This window comes from Lactococcus sp. NH2-7C (genome assembly GCF_029953655.1).
Classification (GTDB): Bacteria; Bacillota; Bacilli; order Lactobacillales; family Streptococcaceae; genus Lactococcus; species Lactococcus lactis.
This window is the reverse complement of sequence record NZ_CP124538.1, coordinates 1777799-1798351: the sequence shown is the minus strand read 5'-3', so window position 1 is coordinate 1798351 and position 20553 is coordinate 1777799. Positions and strand designations below refer to the sequence as shown.

Below are 20553 nucleotides of genomic sequence, written 5' to 3'. Positions count from 1 at the left end.
AAGTATAATGAAAAAAATATCTCCCAGTCTCACTCTTCTAGCTCTAGCAATCAATGCTTTTGCTATCGGCTCAACCGAATTTATCAGCGTTGGTTTAATGCCAATGATTGTCAACACCTTTAATATTAGTTTATCTCAAGCGGGTTTAACCGTTTCTCTTTATGCTTTAGGAGTAACGGTTGGCGCACCCTTACTAACCATTCTTACAGGAACTTGGAAACGAAAAACTTTGATGGTTTCGATTATGGGTCTCTTTATTCTTGGTAATTTACTGTCAGCTTTCGCTCCAACTTTCCTTTTACTTTTAGTAGGACGGGTTCTTGCCTCACTTGCTCATGGTATTTTCATGTCAATTTCCACAGTCATTGCTGCTGATGTTGTTCGACCTGAAAAAAGGGCTTCAGCAATCGCCCTCATGTTTACAGGACTAACCGTTGCTACTGTCATTGGTGTTCCTTTAGGGACTTTCATTGGTCAGCACTCTAACTGGCATATGTCATTTGTTTTCATTGTTGTTATTGGCTTAATTGGACTGATTGCTACTAGTATTCTTGTTCCAAAAGGGCTTCCAATTCCCGGAAAAATTAATTTAAGTGGGCTTGCTAGAATTTTTACTAATAAATCAATTTTAACGTCTCTCTTTATTACCGCTTTTGGTTATGGAGGAACTTTCGCGGCTTATACTTATCTTACACCAATCCTTGAAGGAACTTTTAGATTTTCAGCAAGTACAGTAGTGATTATTCTGGTTGCTTATGGTGTGATGGTTGCCATTGGTAATTCACTAGGTGGACATCTAGCAAATAAAAATATCCTACCTGCCCTTCAAAAAATGTTTGCGGCTTTAGCTTTGAGTCTACTCTTTCTCTTTATCAGTGCAAGTTTAGCTTCGCAACCTTTGGGATTGATTGCAACTTTACTTTTAGGGCTCTTCGCTTTTATGAATGTTCCAGGTTTACAATTATATGTTGTTCAATTAGCAGAGAAATTTACGCCAAAAGATATTACTTTAGTTTCAGCTTTTAACATTGCAGCCTTTAATATCGGAATCACTTTAGGCTCATTTGTTGGAGGACAAATTTCTAAAGGCTCAAGTGTTGCCTTTACTCCACTTGGGGGAATCATTATCATTCTCCTTGCAATGTTCCTTATTCACTTGGCACAAAAAGACCAAGCAAGTAAACTATAATAAGTTATAAAAATACTCTCTGATAATTATTCAGAGAGTATTTATTTTAGCTATTGTTTAAAATCATAGTTTTCAAAGTAAACTTCAAGACTGCGTTTATAAGAAGTCGCCGCATTTGATAATAAATGTCCACGATGCTTGACTAAAATCAAACTATTTCCATTGTCTCCCTCCATAGGGACAACTGTTACATTATGGACGCTCTCTTTATCAATAAAACCAAGACCTGTTGCGTAGGCATCTGTCCGTTCTAAAATTCCATTTAAACTTGCACGGTCAGTGACGTTATAAATCAGGGTATTTTCAAAAGTCTCAACCAAATCTTCGGAATAGTAAAGAAACTGTTCATTTTCTTGTGTAAATCGCACACGATCTAGCGGTTTTAAATCATCATCTGAAATTGTTTCGCGTTGAGCTAGTGGATGGCCTTTGCGAATATAGATATGCGTCTGTGATAAGAAAATTTCTTCGTAATCTAATTCAAGTTTATTGAGCATTCTTAAAATCCCTGAGCGATTTTGTTTATTGAGATAAACCACTCCGAGTTCACTGTGCCCTTGCGCCACTTCTTGCAAAATATTATAAGTGGTTGACTCAAAAATTCTAAAATTTTTGATTTCAGGATTTTTCTTTGCAAATTCCACTGCAACTGGTGCTAGAAAATCATAGTGTTGACTGGCAACTGAGAAAGTCTTATCAGACTCTTTTGGCTTAGAATATTTTGATTCAAAAGTTTCAAAATTACGTAAAACAGTTTGTGCTTGTTCATAAAAACGTTCGCCTTCAATAGTTAAAGTCGCACCTGTATTTGTTCTCTCAAAGATTTGAAAACCGAGTTCTTGCTCCAAGTCTTTAACCGCAATCGACATTGATGGTTGACTAACAAAAAGTTGCTCTGAAGCCTCACGAAAAGTTCCACTATTAGCAATGGCGACGACGTACCGTAATTGTTTAATATTCATGTCATAAAGTCCTTAATTTTTTACAAAAAAAGTGTATAAGTTGATTATACACTTTTTCTTTTTATTTTGTAGCTTTAATGATAGCGTCAGTGTAGAGTGACAGCTCTTTTTTGGCCGCTGTTGGTCCGCCAAAGAAGTAAACTTTGTCATAGTCCATCGTGATCACATGTCCTTCTTTAACTGCTTTGAGGTTTTGCCAAGCTGGATTATTTTTTAATGCAGCATATTGTTCTTTATCTTTCTCTGCAAAGTCAATAAAGATATAGTCTGCATCAAATTCTCCTAAGCTTTCAGTATTTACTTCAGCATAACCTACCCCTTTTGAGAGTTCAGCCATTTTGCTTGATTCTTTAAAGCCTAAACCAGTCGTCAATGCTTGACCGCCACGAGCAAAATTGTCGCCGAAGGCATAAACCTTATCTCCTTGAAGTTCAAGAAGTGAAATTGTGTTTTTAGCTGGTTTAACATCAACCTTTGCCAATTTTTCTTTTTGCTTATCGGCTTCTTTTTTAAAGTTTTTAAGGAAACTTGCTTTTTCATCTTCGCGATTAAGGAGTTTAGCGAAGTAATCCAAAGATTTATTCATTCCTGAGAGGTCTTTATAATTGACAAGAACAGTAGGGGCTACTTTTTGATAGTCTGCCACTTGGTCTTTATCAACTGTAATGATCAAATCAGGATTTTGAGCAATCAATTTTTCCATATTGAATTTTGGTGCTCCTAAATCAACCATATTCTTCTTTTGGTCTTTTGATAAGAAGGTATTTGGGAAGGCCCATGAATCTGTTCCAACAACATTTGCACCTAATGAAGCGACTTCATCTGGATAATTTTGAACAGCAATACGTTTAGGATTTTTGGGAACTTTGACGTCCCCATTTAAAGCGTGAAAGGTTACTTTATCATCGCTTGATGTCGCTTTTTTTGATGATGAATTTGATGAACAGGCAGCTAAAGTAAGTAAAGCTCCTGCAGCAATTAGGGTTGTGAGTACTTTTTTCAAAAGATTCTCCTCTATTTTTAGGCTATTTTTAAAAATAAGCCGATATTTTTTTATAAGAAATTTACTAAAAGTAAATTAATTTCTTAAACTTTTTGAATAAGATAAATATAGTATGGAGCGCCAATAAAGGCAACTACAAAACCTAAGGGTAAACTTGATGGTGCAATGATTGTTTGTGAAATAATATCAGCAAAAGATAAAATAATCATCCCAGAAAGTGCGGTTGCGATTAAACTTTTTCGTGATTTAAAACCAACGATCTCACGAGCAATATGAGGGGCAATTAATCCAACAAATGCTAATCCTCCAACCAATAACACACCGACAGCTGCAAAAAGTAGTGCTAACAAGTAAAGATAGATTTTCGTTTTTTGAACTTCTAATCCTAAAGCAGTTGCCATTTCTTCACCTAGTGAGAGGATTTCAAGTTTTCTTAAGAAAAATGGCAAAATAATCAAACCAATTGCTAATAAGAGAACACAAATGAACAAATAAGTACTTCCCGTTTGCCAAATATCTCCTGACAGCCAAACTGCAACTTTCTGAAAGTCAAAAGCATTGACTGAAAGTTGACCAATCGTAATTAAAGCTTGAAAAAAAGCGGTAATTGCAATTCCTGTCAGTAAAACTTTGACAGAAGAAACTTGCTTTCTTAAAGCAAAAAAGTAAATTAAGCCAAATGAAAGAAGAGCACCTATTAAAGCAAAAATAGGATAAGAAAAATTCCAAATACCTGTCAGCTTAAAATGGTCAGCAATCAGTAAAAAAGCAACACTTCCTGCCGAAGCGCCAGAGGTTATCCCAATTGTTCCGCTATCCGCTAAAGGATTTTCTGTAATATTTTGGATAATAAAGCCTGATAAGGAAAGAGCAATTCCAGCTGACAGGATTGTTATCAAACGAGGAAGCCGAAAATTAGGAATTAGGATTGATAGAATCTGTGGATTTGTTGAAAATTGCGTCAAATCAACCACTATCAAAACCAAAAGCAGGACAAAAAGTAAAGTGAATTTTCTTTTCATTTTATTTTGCCTCCTTTGTAATAACCCAAAGAAAGAAGGGAGCGCCTAGAAGCATGGTTAGACTTCCTGCTGGAAATTCGTAAGGTTTAAATAAATTTCTCGCTATCAAATCAGCCAAAACAAGCAATAGCATTCCTGTCAGTACTGACAGAATTACATTTTGCCAAAAATTAGCCCTGACAAGTTTCTTGGCAATATGTGGAGCAATCAAACCGACAAAGCTGACCACCCCAACTGAGGCAACAGTTACACCAGAAGCCAGCGCAACTAAAAACATAATGACTAACCGAACAAAATTGACAGAAATCCCAAAAGATTGAGCAAGCTCATCACCAAAATTCAATAAATAAATTTGTTTTGAAAATAAAAGCAAAAGGATAAGAAAAATAAAACTTACTACTGCCATTAAAAGAACTTTAGTATTAGTTATTCCTGAAAAAGAACCCACAATCCAGCGAAAATAGGCCTGTGTATCGTGGCTGGCAAAAGTCAAGGAGCTGGCCAAACTGGTTGCAAAAAGTCCAACTGATGTTCCAACTAGCACAACTTTTAATGGCTGAAAATGCGTTCTTGCAGTCAAAAGCATGACGACGGCTAAGGCAATAAATGCTCCTAGCGATGAAACTAGAACTGAAATTCCATCATTTGTTGACCAACCCAAAGTTAAAATAAGTGATAAAGCCAAACTAGAACCGCCAGAAATCCCTAAAGTGGCCATTTCGGCAATTGGGTTTCTAGTCATAATTTGAACAATAAATCCACTGACAGATAAGAGAAATCCTGTCAGATAAAGACTTATTAATCGTGGAAATCTTAATTGTAAGACCATTTTATTTACTAAAAGTTCTGTCAGAGGAACATTTTTATTCCCAAGCATCAGGTATATTACTGACAAAAAAAGTAAAGAAAAAACTAGGGCAAAAAAGATTGTCAGAAAATGTTTTTTAGGCATCTTTCACCCCAGTAATCATTAATTTTTTGGTAAAGGTATCACATCCTAAAGTGACATCTAATCCAAAGCATTCTTTCAATGTTTTTTGAGTAAATAACTCATCAACAGTTCCTTCTTCAACCACTTCTCCGTCTTTAACAAGGACTAGATTGTCAGCAAAACGAGCAGCATGGTTCAAATCGTGAATGACGTAAACAATGGTCTTATTTCTCTTTGTCGCCAAATCTTTTAATAAACATAAAATATCTAACTGATGAGCTAAATCTAGATAAGTCGTTGGTTCATCTAATAAAATAATCTCACTATCTTGAGCCAAAATCATCGTGATAAAAACTCTTTGTTTTTGTCCACCAGAAAGTTCCGATATCTTACTTTCTCGGATGTCCCAAATCTTTGTTTCTCTCATCAATTCTTCTATGAACAAAATATCTTCTTTTGAGAGACGTTGTTGCATTAATTTTTGATGTGGGAAACGTCCTAAACTGACAAGTTCATAGACTGTAATATCAGCTGGGGCAGTGATTGATTGAGGCAAGAGGGCTAAAATTCTAGCAATTTCACGATTAGAATGTTGACTTAAAGGTTGATTATCAAAGATAATCTGTCCATCCGATTTAATTAAACGTCCAAGCGCCTTTAAAATCGTTGATTTTCCAGAACCATTGACTCCAATAATAGCTGTCGTTTTTCCTTTTTCAATCGACAGCGTTACGTTTTTCAATACCTGCTCTTTTCCATAAGACACATTGATATTTTTCGCACCAAAATACATCGTTTTCTTTCCTTTTCACAACGGTTGGTTGATAGTTAAAAAGCTCATCAACGGTTGTCCCTAGGGTCTCTGCAAGTTTGAAAGCAAGCGTTAACTCTGGGTCGTATTTGTCATTTTCAATCGCATTAATCGTCTGACGCGAGACGTGAGCGATATGTGCGACATCCTCTTGTGAAAGATGAGATAATCGGCGCAATTCACGTATTTTATTTTCCATGTTTTTCCCTTCTAATTCTTTTGGAAGTTCTTTTTTAAGATTTAATTCAAATTTTATTATCTTTTGCAAACAATTGGCTTGTCAAAAGTTTTTTACAAGTCCTATTATGCCATTTTCCACCCATTTTTGCAAGATAAGAAAAAAGCAGAAAACCTGCTTTTCTTTAATGAAATGGATTAAAAAATCGGCCCTGATTTACAAAGAAGAGAAGAATAACAATTGCCACTCCTAAAAGCGCAAGCAAGATAACAAAGTAATCTTTAACATTCAAAGGTTGATAAGAATACCAACTTCTTTTCTTCTTTTTACCAAATCGTCTAAGCTCCATAGCTGTAGAAATAGTATCAATTTGTTCTAAACTGGAAAAAATTAAAGGGAGTAGCAATTGAACATTTAATTTTATTCGCGAAAAAAGCCCTACTTTTTTTGACAAATCCATTCCTCTGGCCTGTCCAGCATTACGGATTGCTAAAAATTTTTCTTGCATATCAGGAATATAGCGAAGCGCTAATGAAACGGAATATGAGGAACGATAAGGAAGACCAATTTTATTTAAACTACTGGCAAATTGGCTCGGATTAGTAGTTAAGATAAAGAGTAAAGCGAGCGGAATGGTTGAAAAATACTTCAAGACGAGATTAAAAAGATAAAAGAGTTCTTCTAAAGTAAGAGGTCCCCAAAGGATTGTTTTAGAATCGTAAAGTCGTGCGCCATATCCAGGATCAAAAATAAATACAAAAAGCAGATTTAAAATCGCAAAAATTGCTGCAAATTGGGCAACCCTTTTTACTGATGAAAAAGGAATTTTAGAAAAATAGAATAAAATTACCGAAAATAAAGCAACAAAAGCCAAATATCTCGTATCATAAGTCACCATACTACTGACAGAAAGTAATAGAAAGAAAAGGAGTTTTGCTGTTGCATTCAGTTGGTAAATAAAAGAATTTCCAGCTTGATAGCCTAGAACACTAAGTTGATTATTCATGCTTTAATCTCTCCTGATTCTGAAAATTGATGAAAGCTTTTGTCAGTAAAACGGGATTGGTATCCGTTTGTCTGGCAAGTTGATAAAGGCTTGGTTGACTTAAATTGCCCATTTTTACAAAATCTTCATTTTCTAAAATTTGATAGGGACTGCTGTCAGCAATAATTTTCCCGTCAGCAAAAACAAGGGTCCGGTCACTATATTCTGTAATTAAATACATATCGTGTGTAATCATAATCATTGTTAAATGAAGACGACGGTTAAGTTCGTCAAGAAAATCCATGATTTCCCGATAAGATTGTAAATCCTGAGCAGCGGTTGGTTCGTCAAGGACTAAAATTTCAGGTTCTAGTATTAAAATACTAGCAATCGTTACTCTTTTTTTCTGACCATAACTCAAGGAAGAAATTGGCCAATTTCTAAAAGGATAAAGCCCGCAAACTTTCAAGATTTCTTCAACCTTATCTTGAATCATTTTTTCATCAACATGACGGAGTCGTAAACCAGCTGCCACCTCATCACTGACAATATTTTGCGAAATCATCAGATTTGGATTTTGCATAATATAGCCAATTTTTGCCGCACGTTCAGAAATAGAATCAGCAATAATCGATTGTCCTCGGTATAAAATTTCGCCACTCGCCTCAATAAAATGACAGAGCGCATTGGCAAAGGTTGACTTACCAACTCCATTCTTACCGACAATTGAAATTTTTTCTCCTTCTTGAATTTCTAAATTAATACCTTTTAGAACTTCATGTTGAGCAAAATTTACTGATAAATTTTTTACTGACAGAATATTATTTTTGCTGACAGCTTTGTCAGTAAATTTATAAGTGTCTAAAAAATCTGTCAGTAAATTTTTTGCTGACAGGACTTCCAAACTTTTTAGGTCAGAAAAATCTGTCAGTAATTCTGTAGCATTTGCAGCTTTCAATGCGGAGAGATAGAGGGGCTCGCGTAATGAATTTTCATTAAAAATTTCTGTTTTTAATAATTCAGCAGGACTTCCAATTGCAACAATTTCGCCGTCGTTGACCACGACAATTTTGTCAATGCCAAGCGGTAAAACTTCTTCGATTCGGTGTTCGATGATAATCGTAGTAACTTCATTATTTTCATGAATATCCTTAATCAAAGCCATTGTTTCTAAGCAAGTTTGTGGATCCAAATTGGCTAAAGGTTCATCAAAAAGCAAAATTGGCGATTCATCAATCAAAACACCAGCTAAAGAAACCCGCTGCTTTTGTCCTCCCGACAAATCTTGGGGACGATGATTCAAGAGTTTCTTTGTTTCTGTTTTGTCTGACCAATAGGCCACTTTACTGACCAGTTCATCATGAATCAGACCATCATTTTCCAAAGCAAAAGCAATATCCTCAGCAACGCTCAAACCAATAAACTGTCCATCAGTATCTTGCAAAATCGTCGACACCTTTTCAGATAATTCAGCAATTGAAGTCCCAAAAGGCAAACCAGCAATTGAGAGTTCCCCACTTGCTTCTCCTTTATGTAAATGGGGCAAAATCCCATTAAGACAAGAACCAATCGTTGATTTACCTGAACCAGAAGGTCCGACAATCAGTACTTTTTCCCCAGGAAATATTTCCAAATTAATCTTTTTTAAAGTTGGATTTTTTTGTAAATCATATTTAAATGTAAAATCTTTGAACGAAATTAAGGCTTCCATTTTTATCCTTCTTTTTAGAGATACTTTATTTTTTGTGCTTTATTAAACCGATACAAGCGTAAAAGCAGCAAATATTTGCTGCTTTTATTTTAGCATATCTGGAGCTTTTTATTCTTTATCGAGTGAGCCAGATTTGGTTCTGGTAGCAGCATAGAGTTTGAGTAGTAAAGTCCCTGCTACAGCAATAGTCAATGCATTTACTAAACCAGCAACAATTCCTTGTGTGAAGACCTTATTTGCCGGTTCACTATAAACTAAAACATCCCCAATTGGAGCAATAATTCCCCAAACTACAACATTGGCTAAAAATTGAACAATATTAAAACGAATGATTTCTTTATTTCCAAAAATTCCTTGAGTCAAAGTTTCTCTTTTGACTCCAAAAGCTAGAAATAAGCCCATCAAACCTGAGCCTAAAACCCAAGTCCACCAAGGCGCACCATAGAGAAATGAATCTTTAAGGGCATGACCAATAAAACCGATCAAGAAACCAGCTAAAGGGCCAAATAAGGCTGAAAATAAGGCAAGGACCGCATATTGCAATTGAATACTAGTATTTGGAATTGGTGTAGGAATATTAATTAGCCAACCAATAATCACAAACAAAGCAGCCCCAATCCCAGTGGCAACAACAATTTTTACAGAGTTATTTTTCATTGTTTCTCCTTTTAGAAACTATTTTTATCTAAAATTATTTGATAAATTATCGATGTGAAACCCGTCTAGCTAAGAAATCACCAACAAGCTGAACCAATAAAACAAAAATCAAGATTAAAATGGTTGCAAACCAAGTAACATCATTAGCAAAGCGATTATAACCATAAGAAATGGCAGTATTTCCTAGTCCACCAGCTCCAATCGCACCAGCCATTGCAGTCAAACCAATCAAGGAAATTAAAGTAACGGTTGAAACACGAATTAAACTAGCTAACTCTTCACGTAAATAGACCGTGAAAACAATATCGAGAAAATCAGCTCCCACTGTTTGAGCCGCTTCAACTTTTCCATGGTCAACAGACTCAAGCGAAGCTTGAACTTGTCTGGCATAAAAAGGAGCCACTCCTAGAGCCAATGGAACTAAAGCCGCAGTAACACCAATCTGCGTCCCCACCAAAATTTTAGTCAAGGGAGCAATTGCTGCTAATAAGATAATAAAGGGAAAAGCCCGTCCGATAGAAACAATTTTATCTAAAATCCAAAATAAAGGTCGATTAGGTGTAATCCCATCTTCAGCAGTCACGACAACACCAATTCCAAATATCAATCCCAATAAACCACCAATAAGTGCTGAAATAAATGTCATATAAAGCGTTTGAACAATTGCTGTCCACCAACCCGTCTCACCTGTCCATCCTAAATAAACCACATTAGGAAATGTATGTGCAAACCATTCTGCCATTAGTCTACCGTCCTTTCAATTTTACCTAAAACTTCAAATTTCAAATGTTTTTCAACAAAATATGCCTTTGCAGCAGCCCGATGCTCACTTGAACCTTTTAAGGTCAAAACTAATGAGCCAAAAGGTTGACCTTGAAGTAACTCAACATTACCATAGAAAATGTTAGTTGTTACATCAAATTTTTTCGTAATATCAGAAACTACAGGGTCTTCAAGCTCTGAACCTGAATAATCTAAGTGAATTAATTCTTCGTCATCTGCTAATTGTGCCAGAAGTTCTGTTCTAGAAAGGCTAGCAATAAAACGATTGACCGAACTTGTTGTTTCAATAAATTGTTTCGTCAAAGCTTCTTTAGGTTGCGCAAAAATATCAATTAATGAATTTTGTTCAATGATTTCACCATTTTGCATAACAGCTACTTTATTAGCAATTTCCTTAACCACTTGCATCTCATGTGTAATTAACACAACCGTGATTCCTAATTTTTCATGAAGAGATTTAAGTAAATCTAAGATTTGATTGGTTGTTTTTGGATCAAGCGCTGATGTTCCTTCATCTGAAATCAAAATCTCAGGGTCATTAGCAAGTGCACGCGCAATAGCAACCCGCTGTTTTTGTCCTCCAGAAAGCTGAGCCGGATACTTATCAGAAAGCTCTTCTAAATCAACCAATTTTAATAATTCGGTCACTTTATCCGTTTTTTCCTTTTTTGTAAGATAACGTTTTTTCCCGTTTTTATCTTCGATTTGGCTATGTTGTAAAGCAAAAGCCACGTTATTAAAAACTGTTTTTTCACTCAGAAGATTAAAATGTTGAAAAATCATCCCAATCTTTTGACGAAACTCACGTAATTTCGCTCCAGTAAATTTTACAGGATTTTCACTATCAAAAATTTTCTCACCATTAATCACAATTTGACCTTTGGTCGGTTTTTGAAGGAGATTAATGGTTCTGACCAAAGTTGATTTACCAGCTCCAGAATAACCAATGACTCCATAAATATCCCCTTTTTCAATGTGTAAAGTAGCATCTTTTACTGCTGTGACTAATCGTCCTTTCTGATGAAATTGTACAGAAAGATTATTTAATTCAATAATTGCTGTCATATTGTTTTCCTTTATCTTTTTTCATTCTCTGTCAGTACTGACAAAAGAGAAAATAACTTTGTCAGTACTGACAGAAAATCTCGTCTCTGACGAGTTTTCTTAGTTACAATTTTAAATTCCAAGCAGGGAGTTCTCCACCATCTGGATATTCTTTTTTAATGGTATCAGCGATATTTTTTTGTTCATAAGCCTTGACCACTTCTTTATAAACTTTATTATTTTTATCAGACTGATTTGCCGCAATAAAATTAATCCATTGAGCAGAATCTTCATTTAAAGGTTCTTGATAAATTGATTCTTTCTCAGAAATTTTTGCTGAAATAGCAAAATTATAATTAATGACTGCTGCAGCAACAGAATCAAGCGCACGTGGGGTTTGACTCGCATCAATTTCTTTAATAATTAATCCTTTAGGATTATCTCTGATATCTTTAACCGTTGCTAATGCTCCTCTAGAAGTATCAAGCTTAATGAGTCCTGCATTTTTTAAAACATAAAGGGCGCGGCTTTCATTGGTAACATCATTTGGAATAACAATTGTACTTTTATCAGGAATTTCCGTCACATTTTTATACTTTGTAGAATACAAATGAATCGGCGTAATAATTGTATCACCAATTGATACGATATTTCCATTATTAGCTTTATTCCATGATTTCAAGTAAGCATAATGTTGAAAGGCGTTGAGGTCCACTTCATGGTTAGCCAAAGCTTTATTGGGCTGATCTCCGTCAGTAAAATTGACAAATTTTAAAGTAATTCCAAATTGGTCTTTAGCATTTTTTTGAACTTGTTTCCAAATGACATCTTCTTGTTTCCCGCCAGGCATCAAACCTATTTTTACGATTTTTGAAGAAACTTTTGATTTACTACTAGCGTGAGAAAAAGCAAAAATTCCACCAACGATAATAAGAAATCCTATAATAATAATCGTAATTATTCTTCTTCTATTTTTTACGTTCATATTTGCCCCTCTTCCTAATGGAATCTCATGCCACCATCCACCAAGATAGACTGTCCTGTAATATATTCTGCCGCATCTGAAGCAAACCAGGCTACCACTTCTGCAACATCTTCTGGTTTTCCTTCACGTCCGAGGTAAATTTCATTCAAACAATTTTGCTGCTGTTCTTCGATACTAATTCCTTTGATTTGAGCCGTTTTTTTATCAATTGTATCCCGCATAGCAGTTCGTACAATACCAGGATTATAAGCATTCACTGTTATATGATCTTTCGCAAGTTCTTTCGCAGCCGATTGTGACAATCCACGCACTGCAAACTTTGAAGCAGAATAAGCACTTTGCAAGGCTGAACCCTCAACACTTGCAAGCGATGCCGCATTAATAATACGTCCACCATGACCCTGTTTTTTCAATTGAGTCGCTGCTGCTTGTATTCCCCAGTAAGTTCCTTTGATATTAACATCAAATAGTCGTTCAATTTTTTCTGAATCAGAATCCACAATACTATCAATAAAAGCAATCCCAGCATTGTTAACGAAAACAGCCAGTTCGCCGAAATCTTCTACCGCTTGAGCAACAAGTTTAAAAACTGCCGAACGATTCGCGACATCAACCACATAATCTTTTGCTTCAAATCCTTTATTTATCAATACTTTTGCAACTTTTTTTGATGTCTGAGGATTAATATCTGCCACAGCAATTGCAAAACCATCTGCTGCTAGACGATGTGCAATTCCTTCACCAATGCCTTGTCCACTTCCTGTTATAATTGCTAACTTTCCCATATTTTTCTTCTTTCGCAACTTCTACTAGCTTAATATTTTTTTATCACAGCTACAGATATGGAGTTTCAAAGTTTCAAGTTCCAAGCTGGCAATTCTCCGCCATCTGGATATTGTTCTTTGATTGCTTTTTCTGTCGCTCTTGAAGCATAAGCCTTGGCAACTTCTTTGTAAACTTTATTATTTTTTTCTTTACTTGTCGCAGCAATAAAGTTAATATACTGAGCAGAAGTTTTGTTGAGAGGTTCCATATAGACAGATTCAGAATTTGGTAAGCTAGCTGCTGTTGCATAATTATAGTTAATAACCGAAATGGAAACAGAATCCAGGGCACGCGGTGTTTGACTTGCATCCACTTCTTTGAACTTCAATTGATGAGGATTTTCTGTGACATCTGGCAAGCCAACTAATTTGCTTGAATCACTTGTTGTCAATTTAATCAACCCTGCACTTTGGAGCACAAACAATGCCCGACTTTCATTTGAAGCATCATTTGGTATTGCAACGGTTGACCCTTCTTTTAAATCTGACAATTTGTTAACTTCTTTTGAATAAATGTGCATTGGTGTAATATAAGTATTTCCTACTGCCACAATATCACTCTTATGTGCTTTATTCCAAGTTTTCACATAATTATAAGATTGAAAGGCATTGACATCAATATCTCCCGAAAGAAGTGCTTCATTAGGTTGATTATAATCAGAAAAATAAACAAATTTTAGCTTTAAATCATATTTTTCTTTGGCGGTTTTAGCTACTGATTTCCAAACCTCTTGGTCTTGCTTGTCCCCACTCATAATTCCAACCTTAACTGTTTTTTGAGCGGTTGTTTTTTTACTTGCTTGATGATTTAAACTAAAGAAAGCAACCAAAGCAACAACAATAATCAGTGCGAGTGCAACAATAATATTTCTATTTTTCGGATTCAAATTTTTCCCCAAATTCTACTGAATACTTATAAATTATTCTATTTCACAAGTGTTCAGACCTTCTTTGAACGATAAGCCTCTCAAAGGAGAGAGACTTATTTGAGCACTAAAAATAATTATTTTAATTTCAAGCCCCAAGCAGGAATCGTACTCTTATCTGGATAAGCTTTAGCAATAGTTTTTTTGGTTGCCTCTGTTTCATAAGCTTTGACAACATCTTTATAAGCAGTGTTGTTTTCATCTTTTTTATTAGCAGCAATAATATTAATCCATTGTTGGCTATCTTTATTAACCGGTTCTGTAAAAATGGCATCAGATTTCTTTAAACCAGCAGTAACGGCATAATTATTATTGATAACTGCTGCATCTACTGAATCTAAAGCACGCGCAGTTTGTGAAGCATCAAGTTCTTTAATGACCAAATTTTTTGGATTTGATGTGATATCTTTGACCGTCGCCAATGTTTGACCAGAAACGTCCAATTTAATCAAGCCCGCGGATTTCAAGACATAAAGGGCACGACTTTCGTTAGAAGCATCATTTGGTACTGCAATAGTTCCACCCTCTTTGATATCTGAAATATTTTTGAGTTGCTTTGAGTAAACACTGATTGGCGAAATCACCGTATCCCCAATCGCCACTAAATTGCCATTATTTGCTTTATTCCATGCTTTTAAGAAAGCATAATGTTGAAAGGCATTTAAGTCAATATCGCCATTTTTCAATGCTGTATTTGGCTGAGTATAATCCGTAAAGTGTGTGAATTTCAAAGTAATTCCATATTTATCTTTAGCAGTTTTAGATACCGTTTGCCAAATGCTGTCATCTTCTTTAGTTCCTGTCATTATCCCAATTTTCACTGTTTTATTTACTGTTTTATTTGCTTGAGATTTTTGACCAAAGCCGATAAATGCAGCAATAGCTACAATGACAACAACAATTATTCCAATAATTATATTACGATTTCTAGGATTCATAAGTTTCTCCAATTTCTACTGACCAAACCGTTCGCAAACAGTTTAAGTCTTCTGTCAGTAAAATTTATTAGCCCTAAGGCAGAAATTCCTAAGGTAAAAATTTCCGAAGCATTCACCTAACCGTTACTTTTTAACGAAACTACTTAGTCAAGTTTTAATCCCCAAGCAGCAATTTTTCTCTTATCAGGATAAGCTTTTTCAATTGCTTTTTTCGTTGCTTCAGTTTGGTAGGCTTTGACAACTTCTTTATAAATTTTGTTATTAGCATCTTTTTTATTTGCAACGATGATATTAATCCACTGCTCACTATCTTTGTTTACAGGTTCAGTATAAATAGAATCTTCAACCGTTAATTTTGCTGTTGTTGCAAAATCATCATTAATTACTGCCGCTGTAATTGAGTCAAGCGCACGCGGTGTTTGTGCCGCATCTAATTCTTTAATGACCAAATTTTTTGGATTTGAATTAATATCTTTGACCGTCGCAAGTGTATCACCTGATACAGAAAGGCCAATCAAACCAGCATTCTTCAAGACATAAAGTGCGCGACTTTCATTTGAAGCATCATTTGGTACTGCAATCGTATCTCCTGATTTAATTTGGCTCAATGAAGTGATTTTTTTAGAATAAAGGCGAATTGGTGAAATTGTTGTATTTCCAATTGCTTTCAAATCACCGTCATTAGCTTTATTCCAAGCATTCAAGAAAGCATAATGTTGGAAGGCATTCAAATCAATATCGCCGTTTTTCAAAGCTGTATTTGGTTGTGTATAATCTGTAAAATGAGTGAATTTTAAAGTAATTCCATATTTATCTTTAGCTGTTTTAGAAACAGTTGACCAAATGGCATCATCTTCTTTTGTTCCTGTCATTATTCCAATATTCACAGTTTTATTTGCCGTTTTACTTTCACCAGATTTATGATTAAAACCGAAAAATGCAGCGATAGCAACAATTACAACAACAATAACGACAATTAAAATATTTCTGTTTCTTGGATTCATTTCTTCTCCCTTTTTTCTAATTGATTTATTTTTCAAAATCAATTATTCCCCTTTTGATAAACTTTTACATCCATTAGAAAAATCAACCGTGCACCTGTTAATTTTTCTAAAGTTAAACAAATTCTTCAAGATAAAGCGCTCGTGCTAAATAAAAATAGCTCATTTCATATAAAGAAACGAGCTATATCGTGGTACCATTCTTGATTTAAGCACTTATTAGTCCACTGAAAATTTTCAGGTCCCAAAGGCAACTTTCAAGTTCAATAACGAGAACCATTCCGTCAAGAGCTTAGTTAAACCTCACTCTTGATACGCTTATCAAGCCATTTTCATTGCTTCACTCAGGCTTGCTCTCACCGCTACAAGCTCTCTGTGCTGACCTTCACAATTACTTACTCGACCGCTTTTATTTTGTCTGAATTTGTGTATAGACTTATTCTAACAGACTTTCGTTTTTTTTGAATTATGGATTTTTTATGTTGCCTTAAATATTTTTTAAGTTTAATTTATAAAATAGATTAATAATCTTAAAAAAATGCTTTTCCCCTTAAAATATGCTAAACTTAGACTTGTAAAAATAAATATTTGCACAATGGGTCTATTGACAAAGCTGTCAGTAGCGAGAAATACCATCTGACCTGATCTGGGTAATGCCAGCGTAGGGATGTGTTAAGACAAATGTCTAATTTCTAGCCCTCCTTTTGTGCGCATCAAAAAGGAGTTTTTTTATGTCTAATTCTAAGTTCAATGTTCGTTTGCTAACGGAAATTGCCTTCATGGCGGCGCTCGCCTTCATCATCAGCCTCATTCCAAATACTGTTTACGGCTGGATTATTATTGAAATCGCTACAATCCCGATTCTACTTCTCAGCCTACGCCGTGGTCTAACCGCGGGACTTGTAGGAGGTTTAATTTGGGGTATGCTTGCAATAATAACTGGACACGCTTATATTCTAACCTTATCCCAAGCCTTCCTTGAGTATATTCTTGCCCCTATGTCTCTTGGACTGGCTGGACTTTTCCGCCAAAAAACACCCCCTCTAAAACTTGCACCTGTTCTTTTGGGAACCTTTGTTGCTGTTCTTCTTAAATACTTCTTCCATTTTATTGCAGGAATTATTTTCTGGAGCCAATACGCTTGGAAAGGCTGGGGAGCTGTTGCATACTCTCTTGCTGTTAATGGAATCAGCGGAATTTTAACTGCCATTGCTGCTTTTATTATTTTAATTATTTTCGTCAAAAAATTCCCAAAACTTTTCATTTATAGCAATTACTAATAAAATCTGTCAGCAAAATTATTTTATCTTGTCAGTCAGCACAAATTCTTCTATAATAAAGCTATGTCTAAAAAGCAAAAATTAAAGAAAACACTTGTAGAACAAATTCTTGATAAGGCAAAAATTGAGCATACTGGACTCGCCATTAACGCTTTAGAAAGTAATAGTCTCCCTGAAGATATCAGTCGCAGTGATATTTATAAAACCCTAGCACTAATTGGCGATAAAACTGGCCCTGTCATTGGTATTCTTCCACTGACAGAGCATTTATCAGAAAAAAAATTGGCCAAAGTTTCGGGCAATAAAAAAGTGAGCATGATTCCTCAAAAAGACTTGCAAAAAACGACAGGTTATATTCACGGTGCAAATAATCCTGTGGGGATTTGGCAAAATAAAAAATTCCCAATTTTCATTGATTCTATTGCCTTAGAGCACGACTTTATCGTTTGTTCAGCTGGCGAAGTTGGGCGTAGCATAAAAATCGCTCCTAAAGTTCTCGCTGACTTTGTTCATGCTCAATTTGTCGAAATTAGAGAATAAAATTACTGACAGAATTTCTGTCAGTAATTTTTTGTGTATTAGAGCAAGAGTTTGCAAAAATTCTTCTTTTTTAGTATATTTTATTTTATACATAAAACAAAGGATTCTTAATGCAAAATACAAAATTATATTCTTTAACCCTAATTGCTCTTGGTGCAGCAATTATTGCGGTTCTTTCCCCTCTGTCTATCCCAATTGGTATTGTGCCCGTCACCTTACAAACACTTGCCGTAGGACTTGTTGCCACAGTACTAAAAGCGCGTGAAACTTTTTTTGCTATCTTACTCTATCTCCTGCTAGGATTTATTGGAATTCCCGTATTCACTGGAGGGACATCAGGAATTGCGGTTCTTTTTGGTCCAACAGGTGGTTTTCTAATTGCCTTTTTAATAATGGGAACCCTTATTTCTTTTGGCCTTCATCAAATTAATTATAAGACCATCCCTGCTTTTATCATAAATATTGTTGGACACCTGCTTATGTTAGTTATCGGAACATTGTGGCTCAAATTTTTTACCAATGTCGATTGGTCATTAGCTCTAAAGCTTGGATTCACACCATTTGTCCTTGTTGAAATTATTAAAGCTATCCTTGTCACTATCTTTGGCTTAGCACTTATTCGTGCACTTTCTCACACAAATAAATACTTTACAAACTAGGGCAAAACCGATACAATTAGTCTATGTTTATAAAAGTACTTATGGCGCTTTATCCCCTTATTGTCTTTATTGCATTGGTTTTCATTTTCAAGTTTTTCAGACTTCGTCACTTAACCAATCGCAAACTAAAAATTCCAGATGTTTTTACAATCTTTCTCATCTTAGGGATGCAAATTTTTTCTAAAAATGTTACGAGTATCAGCATAATTCCATACTATCTGCTAATCATTTCTGGCTTAGCGCTTGTTTTGTTGTTGCTTGATTTACTTTATTATAAACAATTTACTTATCGTCGCTTTTTAAAACTCTGGTGGCGCTTAACCTTCTTTATTACCTTGATTATTTATCTTATCCTTATTGTGATAACATTTACCCGTTAAAAAACTGCCCAATTGTAATGAGCAGTTTTTTTTATTCAAATTGTTCTCGATACAAAGACGCATAGTTTTCATTTTTTAACAGATTTTCATGAGAATCAAATCCTAAAACCTTGCCTTTATCTAAGTAGATAACTTTATCAGATAATTTGACTGAAGTCATTCGATGAGTAATCCAAATTACTGTTGCCCCAGCAGATAGCTCCATCAATTTTTGATAGAGCTTTTTTTCACTGTGCACATCAAGTGCACTATTAGCCTCATCAAAAAGATACAGTTCCACATTATTTTTATAAAAAGCTCTAGCAATTGCTAACTTCTGCCATTGTCCTCCTGACAAATCAGTTCCACCAAACTCCTTGCCCAATTGAAGTTCTGAATTCAAATCAGGCAATCCTGAAAATTGTAAAGCTTCACCAACTCCTGTTTTCTCTTCAAAACTAATAGAATCTCCAACAGAAAATTTAAATCTTGAAAAATCCTGAAATACAGGAGAAATTTTTGCCCAGTAATATTCATGCTTTATTTCTCTTAAATCTTCATTATTAATTAAAATCTGACCACTTGTCGGAGTAAATAAATCAGCTAATAATTTCAATAAGGTTGATTTTCCGGAACCGTTCTGACCTACAATAGCGATTTTTTCCCCCTTTTTAATCTCAAGAGAGATACTTTTAAGAACTTTTTGATTTTCTTTTGGATAAGCAAAGGATACATTATCTAAACTAATTTGATTGATTTCAGTAATACTTTTATAGCCGGATTCAGTGAATGACTCTCTCATCAATTTAAGATATTTCTCCAACCACATTAAAGTATCATAAAGCAGGTCAGATTCCTCTACTAGGCCATTAGAAGCCGAAATTGCTGCAACCAAACTTGAAGCAAAACCAACGACAATCCCAAGAGATAATTTACCTGAACGAACTTGAAATACAAGATAAATGAAAGCGAACATTGATACAAGTGAACTTATAATAATAAAAATCAAAGCAATTCCAAATTGTCGCATGCGTATCCGATTTTCTTCCTTATGCACCGTGTAAAAGAGTTTCCAATAGCGTTTCTTCAAAAAATCAAAAACATTGAAAAGACGACTCTCTTTAGCATAATCACGATTTAAGGCAATTTCTAGCAGATAATTCATCTTACGTGCTTCGGGTCGCCTTGTTACCAAAGTTTCAAAAGCCTCCTGTTGAATTCGATAATGAATTAAACTTTGAGGTACTAAAACAATCACGATTGCTAAAGGTAACCACCAAGTATAGTTAAAAAGTAAAACAAGCAAAGAAAGTAAAGAAATAATATAACGAACATTGGAAAGCGTGAAAACAATTAAATTTACTGGTCGCCAAGAAAGTTCACTCCTAACTGTTTCCACATCATTATAAAATTCATCATTTTCAAAAACTTCCAATGACTTGATTTCGCTTGCTTTATCTATTAATTTTTGATTAATGTTTGCAATCAAGACATCCGTCAAATAACCTGAAATAGCCGTTGTCGCTGGCGGAATAATATTTGAGATCAAAAGCAAAACTGCCCCAAAAATTCCCCAACTCATCGAAAAAACCGAACCTTTAGCCAGTTCGGTTGTTACTTTTTGAATAGAAAAAATAATCCCTGTCGGAACAAGTGCTTCAATCGGAACCAAAATAACAAGCACAAGAGTCCCCCACCTACTCGCTTTAGAAAAAGTTTTCAATCCCTCAAAAAGCAACAAAAAATACGATTTAAATTTTCTCAT

22 protein-coding genes and 1 riboswitch are annotated in these 20553 nt (G+C 35.0%); of the genes, 5 read left to right on the top strand and 17 right to left on the bottom strand.

The annotated features are described in order from the left end of the window. The first annotated feature begins 7 nt into the window (after positions 1-7). Positions 8-1189, top strand: coding sequence for an MFS transporter (locus QJV49_RS09115; protein ID WP_225512346.1), 1182 nt, complete (start codon positions 8-10; stop codon positions 1187-1189). A 50-nt stretch (positions 1190-1239) separates the two neighbouring features. On the opposite strand, the gene QJV49_RS09110 is transcribed toward QJV49_RS09115, so the two are convergent. The 16 genes from QJV49_RS09110 to QJV49_RS09035 all read right to left on the bottom strand — a co-directional run bounded on the left by QJV49_RS09110 (position 1240) and on the right by QJV49_RS09035 (position 15953). Next, a complete protein-coding gene (locus tag QJV49_RS09110) occupies positions 1240-2151 on the bottom strand; it encodes a LysR family transcriptional regulator (protein ID WP_225512345.1) in 912 nt (303 codons plus the stop codon). Positions 2152-2212: 61 nt separating this feature from the next. After that, complete coding sequence (locus QJV49_RS09105; protein WP_195362605.1) at positions 2213-3154, bottom strand: iron-hydroxamate ABC transporter substrate-binding protein; 942 nt, start codon at positions 3152-3154, stop codon at positions 2213-2215. 83 nt (positions 3155-3237) lie between these two features. Then, the gene (locus tag QJV49_RS09100; protein ID WP_225512344.1) at positions 3238-4176 is read right to left on the bottom strand and encodes an iron ABC transporter permease; all 939 of its coding nucleotides are present in this window, start codon (positions 4174-4176) and stop codon (positions 3238-3240) included. 1 nt (position 4177) lies between these two features. Beyond that, positions 4178-5128: an iron ABC transporter permease gene (locus QJV49_RS09095; RefSeq protein WP_225512343.1), complete on the bottom strand. Its 951-nt coding sequence runs from the start codon at positions 5126-5128 to the stop codon at positions 4178-4180. Next, on the bottom strand, positions 5121-5900 hold the full coding sequence (locus tag QJV49_RS09090; protein ID WP_225512342.1) for an ABC transporter ATP-binding protein: 780 nt from the start codon (positions 5898-5900) through the stop codon (positions 5121-5123). The genes QJV49_RS09095 and QJV49_RS09090 overlap by 8 nt, the downstream gene beginning before the upstream one ends. Further along, complete coding sequence (locus QJV49_RS09085; RefSeq protein WP_010905285.1) at positions 5824-6117, bottom strand: helix-turn-helix transcriptional regulator; 294 nt, start codon at positions 6115-6117, stop codon at positions 5824-5826. Before QJV49_RS09085 ends, QJV49_RS09090 begins: the two co-directional genes overlap by 77 nt. Before the next feature lie 163 nt (positions 6118-6280). Continuing rightward, entirely contained in the window at positions 6281-7102 is an 822-nt protein-coding gene (locus tag QJV49_RS09080) for an energy-coupling factor transporter transmembrane protein EcfT (protein ID WP_225512341.1), read from the bottom strand. Continuing rightward, complete coding sequence (locus tag QJV49_RS09075) at positions 7095-8792, bottom strand: ABC transporter ATP-binding protein (protein ID WP_225512340.1); 1698 nt, start codon at positions 8790-8792, stop codon at positions 7095-7097. The genes QJV49_RS09080 and QJV49_RS09075 overlap by 8 nt, the downstream gene beginning before the upstream one ends. A gap of 108 nt (positions 8793-8900) precedes the next feature. Next, positions 8901-9449, bottom strand: coding sequence for an ECF-type riboflavin transporter substrate-binding protein (locus QJV49_RS09070; RefSeq protein ID WP_012897180.1), 549 nt, complete (start codon positions 9447-9449; stop codon positions 8901-8903). A gap of 46 nt (positions 9450-9495) precedes the next feature. Then, positions 9496-10191 carry a methionine ABC transporter permease gene (locus QJV49_RS09065; protein ID WP_003131669.1) on the bottom strand — a complete coding sequence of 232 codons (696 nt, stop codon included), beginning with the start codon at positions 10189-10191 and terminating at the stop codon, positions 9496-9498. Then, positions 10191-11297: a methionine ABC transporter ATP-binding protein gene (locus QJV49_RS09060; protein ID WP_225512339.1), complete on the bottom strand. Its 1107-nt coding sequence runs from the start codon at positions 11295-11297 to the stop codon at positions 10191-10193. The genes QJV49_RS09065 and QJV49_RS09060 overlap by 1 nt, the downstream gene beginning before the upstream one ends. Before the next feature lie 103 nt (positions 11298-11400). After that, complete coding sequence (locus tag QJV49_RS09055; RefSeq protein ID WP_225512338.1) at positions 11401-12261, bottom strand: MetQ/NlpA family ABC transporter substrate-binding protein; 861 nt, start codon at positions 12259-12261, stop codon at positions 11401-11403. Between the two features lie 14 nt (positions 12262-12275). Next, positions 12276-13046, bottom strand: coding sequence for an acetoin reductase (locus tag QJV49_RS09050; protein WP_225512337.1), 771 nt, complete (start codon positions 13044-13046; stop codon positions 12276-12278). Positions 13047-13111: 65 nt separating this feature from the next. Continuing rightward, positions 13112-13972, bottom strand: coding sequence for a MetQ/NlpA family ABC transporter substrate-binding protein (locus QJV49_RS09045; protein ID WP_225512336.1), 861 nt, complete (start codon positions 13970-13972; stop codon positions 13112-13114). Between the two features lie 116 nt (positions 13973-14088). Then, on the bottom strand, positions 14089-14949 hold the full coding sequence (locus QJV49_RS09040; protein ID WP_225512335.1) for a MetQ/NlpA family ABC transporter substrate-binding protein: 861 nt from the start codon (positions 14947-14949) through the stop codon (positions 14089-14091). A 143-nt stretch (positions 14950-15092) separates the two neighbouring features. Then, positions 15093-15953 (bottom strand): MetQ/NlpA family ABC transporter substrate-binding protein, encoded by an 861-nt coding sequence (locus QJV49_RS09035; RefSeq protein WP_225512334.1) that lies wholly within the window; start codon positions 15951-15953, stop codon positions 15093-15095. A 582-nt stretch (positions 15954-16535) separates the two neighbouring features. Continuing rightward, positions 16536-16635: riboswitch (TPP riboswitch) on the top strand. 46 nt (positions 16636-16681) lie between these two features. Between QJV49_RS09035 and thiT the strand changes: the two genes are divergently transcribed. The 4 genes from thiT to QJV49_RS09015 all read left to right on the top strand — a co-directional run bounded on the left by thiT (position 16682) and on the right by QJV49_RS09015 (position 18809). Further along, the gene (gene thiT / locus QJV49_RS09030; RefSeq protein ID WP_225512333.1) at positions 16682-17230 is read left to right on the top strand and encodes an energy-coupled thiamine transporter ThiT; all 549 of its coding nucleotides are present in this window, start codon (positions 16682-16684) and stop codon (positions 17228-17230) included. A gap of 63 nt (positions 17231-17293) precedes the next feature. Further along, positions 17294-17770 carry an aminoacyl-tRNA deacylase gene (locus tag QJV49_RS09025; RefSeq protein ID WP_015425787.1) on the top strand — a complete coding sequence of 159 codons (477 nt, stop codon included), beginning with the start codon at positions 17294-17296 and terminating at the stop codon, positions 17768-17770. Positions 17771-17880: 110 nt separating this feature from the next. Next, positions 17881-18429 carry a biotin transporter BioY gene (locus QJV49_RS09020; RefSeq protein WP_225512332.1) on the top strand — a complete coding sequence of 183 codons (549 nt, stop codon included), beginning with the start codon at positions 17881-17883 and terminating at the stop codon, positions 18427-18429. Between the two features lie 23 nt (positions 18430-18452). Further along, the gene (locus QJV49_RS09015; RefSeq protein WP_225512331.1) at positions 18453-18809 is read left to right on the top strand and encodes a DUF3397 domain-containing protein; all 357 of its coding nucleotides are present in this window, start codon (positions 18453-18455) and stop codon (positions 18807-18809) included. A gap of 31 nt (positions 18810-18840) precedes the next feature. Here the strand turns inward: QJV49_RS09015 and QJV49_RS09010 are convergent, their stop codons facing one another. After that, positions 18841-20553, bottom strand: coding sequence for an ABC transporter ATP-binding protein (locus tag QJV49_RS09010; RefSeq protein WP_225512330.1), 1713 nt, complete (start codon positions 20551-20553; stop codon positions 18841-18843).